General features: G+C 44.4%; 5 protein-coding genes. All 5 read left to right on the top strand.

What is annotated here, in order from left to right; all coding sequences use genetic code 11:
- Window positions 1-407, top strand: a 407-nt coding sequence (locus WKF69_RS11175) for an amidohydrolase family protein (protein ID WP_340381940.1), incomplete at its 5' end; no start/stop codon positions are given.
- Window position 408: 1 nt separating this feature from the next.
- Window positions 409-2,598 carry a phospholipase C, phosphocholine-specific gene (locus WKF69_RS11170; RefSeq protein ID WP_340381939.1) on the top strand — a complete coding sequence of 730 codons (2,190 nt, stop codon included), beginning with the start codon at window positions 409-411 and terminating at the stop codon, window positions 2,596-2,598.
- Between the two features lie 41 nt (window positions 2,599-2,639).
- Window positions 2,640-3,089, top strand: a complete 450-nt coding sequence (locus tag WKF69_RS11165) for a GNAT family N-acetyltransferase (protein WP_340381938.1) — start codon at window positions 2,640-2,642, stop codon at window positions 3,087-3,089.
- Between the two features lie 87 nt (window positions 3,090-3,176).
- Window positions 3,177-3,581 (top strand): hypothetical protein, encoded by a 405-nt coding sequence (locus tag WKF69_RS11160; protein WP_340381936.1) that lies wholly within the window; start codon window positions 3,177-3,179, stop codon window positions 3,579-3,581.
- 34 nt (window positions 3,582-3,615) lie between these two features.
- On the top strand, window positions 3,616-3,839 hold a 224-nt coding region (locus tag WKF69_RS11155), incomplete at its 3' end, for a DUF1801 domain-containing protein (protein WP_340381934.1).

Here is a 3,839-nt window from a genome sequence, read left to right as displayed (position 1 = left end):
GTTTCTGGTTCAATCAGGCGGTTCCTTCTGTAAAGCAAGGCTTGTTACCGAACACTTTCGGAACAGACATGCATCACAACAGTGTGAATTCCGGGATGAAAGATATGCTGAACCTGATGTCCAAATACCTGAATATGGGAATGACGAAGGAAGAAATACTTAAGCGGGCAACTTCCGGAGCAGCAGAAGCAATCAGGCGTCCGGATCTTGGTAACTTGACCGAGGGTGCAATCGCTGATATCGCTGTATTAAGAGTAAACAATGGTAAATTCGGTTTCATAGATGCTGCCGGGTACAAACTAGAGGGAGATAAGAAATTCGAAACTGAAATGACCGTGAGAAACGGCAGGATTGTATGGGATCTGAATGGAATAAGCGCTGTTGGATGGAGCATGGATAAGAAATAATATGTCAAAGGTAAACAGAAGAAAATTCATTAAGCTGTCTGCGGGAGCAACAGCAGCTGCGGCGATATGGTCATCATGGCTTAAGGATGCGCTCGCTGTCGAAGCGAATAATGCAACGCGGTCAATACGTGATGTAGAGCACATCGTGATCCTGATGCAGGAAAATCGATCATTTGATCATTATTTTGGAACAATGCGTGGTGTAAGGGGTTTTGGAGACCGCTTCCCTATCCCATTAGAAAGCGGAAAACGAGTTTTCTTTCAGTCGGATGGCAAGAAAATCGTACCTCCTTATCGCGCGAATAAAAAAACTTCTAATGCCGCATTGATCAACGGAACGCCTCATGACTTTCCGGACATGCAGGCAGCATGGAATCAGGGGAAATACGGCTTCTGGCCAATGTTCAAGACACCTTATTCCATGGCCTATTATACGAGGGAAGAAATTCCTTTTCAATATACACTTGCCGAGTCCTTCACTATCAGTGATGCATACCACTGTTCAGTGGCAACAGGTACAGATCCAAACCGGATAGCATTTTTCTCTGGCTCTCACTTCAATCCTGAAAAAAGGGCGCAGGGAATTAATTGCACAGATCAGGACTCTGAACCTGTAAATCTGCGTTGCTGGATTCGGGGCAAAATGCCTGATCCGGGTTATACTTATCGCGGCAACGCATTCAACTGGCCGACCATACCCGATGTTCTGGAAAAGGCAGGTATAAGCTGGCGTATTTACCAGAACCCTAATGATAACTGGTCGGGTGCAATGCACGGCGCTCTGGCTTTCGAGAGCTTTAGAAATGCGAAACCAGGATCTCCAATTTACGAGAATGGCATGCGGCACTGGACAATAAAAGATCTTGAAGAACAGGTGAAGAATAATACTCTTCCGCAAGTGAGCTGGGTACTGCCTGCGCAAATGGATTCAGAACATCCGGGTGCACCTTCAAGCCCTTACCGTGGCGCTGATTTTACTCATGAGGTACTCGCAGCTATTACTGCTAATCCAGACGTGTGGAGCAAAACTGCCTTTTTCCTGACTTTTGATGAGAACGATGGCCTATTCGATCACATCCCGGCACCAGCGGTACCCTCCTACAATCTGGATAACACGCTTGCAGGTAAATCAACGATTGATCTGGCAGGAATGTATTTTAATAATGATAAGGGAACTTCTGCATTTCCTAACCTTTTCCATGCGGATTCACCCAATGCAGCTGACAGGGCAAAGACACGCACATACCAGGATAAGAGAGACACTATTACCGGCAATATCAGACCATGGGGAATGGGTCCGCGCGTACCAATGTATATCATTTCACCATGGAGCAAGGGTGGGTGGGTCGATTCTCAAGTAGCCGACCATACTTCCGTGGGACAATTCATAGAGAAGCGTTTTGGGGTCGTTATCCCGGCTATAAGCCCCTGGCACCGCGCGGTAAGCAGCGATTTGACATCTGCATTTGATTTTCTAAGGCCAAATGATCCGGCTTTTCCACAAATGCCGCCTACATCAAACCACTCATCTTTAGACGCGGCATCAAAGTTATTACCAAGAGCCGAGGCTCCTGTCGCCCCTTCCGCACTGTATCAGGAAAAAGGCACTCGCTTTTCAAGAGCACTTCCTTACCGGCTTCAGGCAAACTTTGAAGAGCTAAAAGCAGAGAATAAAGTCAGGATCTCTTTTGAGAACAAAGGGGCAGCAGGGGCTGTATATCATGTGTACGACCTTTTATATCTCGACCGGATACCCAGGCGCTATACTGTAGAAGCGGACAAGTCGCTGGCAGACGAATGGGAAGTGGCAGAGAATAAAGGTGCTTATGATCTTGAGATCTATGGCCCTAATGGTTATTTTCAGAAGTTCACGGGTAATATCCAATCGCCGCAGCCTCAGATTTCGCTGAGCTATAATTACAAACGAGGATCAATTTCTGTCAGAGTGGAAAACAAGAATAATATTGCCCTTGATGTAAGTATAGCGTCGAATGCCTATGGACACAGCGTTCCGTCCTCTTTTCGCCTTGAAGCGGGAAAGAGTAAGAAAGTGGAATGGTCATTAGCCAGCAGCGGTAATTGGTACGATTTCTCGATAAAATCAGCGGGCACCTATTTAAACCGTTTTGCCGGGAGAGCGGAAACGGGAAAACACAGTATTAGTGATCCGGCTATGGCGGCGGAGATTTAAACCTAGTAATAACATAAAAGATCTCCTGGTTTAAATTAAATATGATCAACATTATTCGCACTAATTCAGAAAATAAGGATTTCAGGGAACTTGTGAAACAGCTGGACGCTGATCTGGCAATCAGGGATGGTTCCGAGCACACGTTCTATGCTCAGTTCAATAAAGTCGACATGATAAAGCATGTTGTTGTTGCCTATGATAATAAAACGGCGGTGGGTTGCGGAGCGATCAAGGAACTGACGCCTACTAGTATGGAAGTTAAACGCATGTACACTTCTCCTGAAAGCCGTGGAAAAGGGGTTGCGAGCACCCTGCTTAACGAATTAGAAAAGTGGGCATCGGAACTAGGTAATAAAAAATGTCTTTTGGAAACAGGCAAAAAACAGCCTGAAGCGATAGCGCTTTACCTTAAAAGCGGCTACAAGATCGTACCCAACTACGGCCAGTATGCCGGCGTAAAAAATAGTGTGTGTTTTGAAAAAACATTGTAATAATTTGTCTTGTCAAAAAGTGAAATTAACAATAAATTCTATATATTACCCTTTCAATGAGATAGATACACCAAACTTAAGTTCCGTATGAAAACGAATATTGTCTATCAACCCAAAATTAAAAAGCCAAAAACCATTCATTGGACCATCGCTGGTGTAATAGCTATTTTCGCACTCGGCATAATGACAATACGGCCAGTACCGATCCTACCGGAAGAAGATCTCATGGTTTTAAAGGGCAAGGTTGTTGGGATACATGAAGGTGGCGTGAAAGATGTGACCATAAAGCTCGAAGGACGTAATGAAATATTTTATGTAAACAGAGGCTTAGAAAGAGGGCTTAATCTGCAGGAATTACAGGCTCAATTAATCAACCAGGATGTATTAATTAAGTACCCTGATCATTGGACCCTGCTAAATTTCAACAAAAATAGCGTACATATTTCAAAAATTGAACACCACGGAGAAACGGTTTTCTCAGAAGTGAATTGATCGCAGACACTGCCCAATACTTTAAAAACATCCAATGATAGGAACGACCGCAAAAACTGTGGATGAGTATATTGCCACCTTCCCAAACGATATTCAGAAGGTCCTCAAAGAGATACGTACTATTATCAACAAAGCTGCACCCGGAGCAGAAGAAGCCATCAAATACCAAATGCCCACCCTGATTTTCCATGGAAATATGCTCTCTTACGGGGTTTTTAAAAAGCATATTGGAATATACCCCGCCCCAACAGGAAATGA

Origin of the sequence: Daejeonella sp., from assembly GCF_037719425.1 — a bacterium.
Lineage (GTDB): Bacteria > Bacteroidota > Bacteroidia > Sphingobacteriales > Sphingobacteriaceae > Daejeonella.
This window is presented reverse-complemented; position numbering and strand designations above follow the sequence as displayed.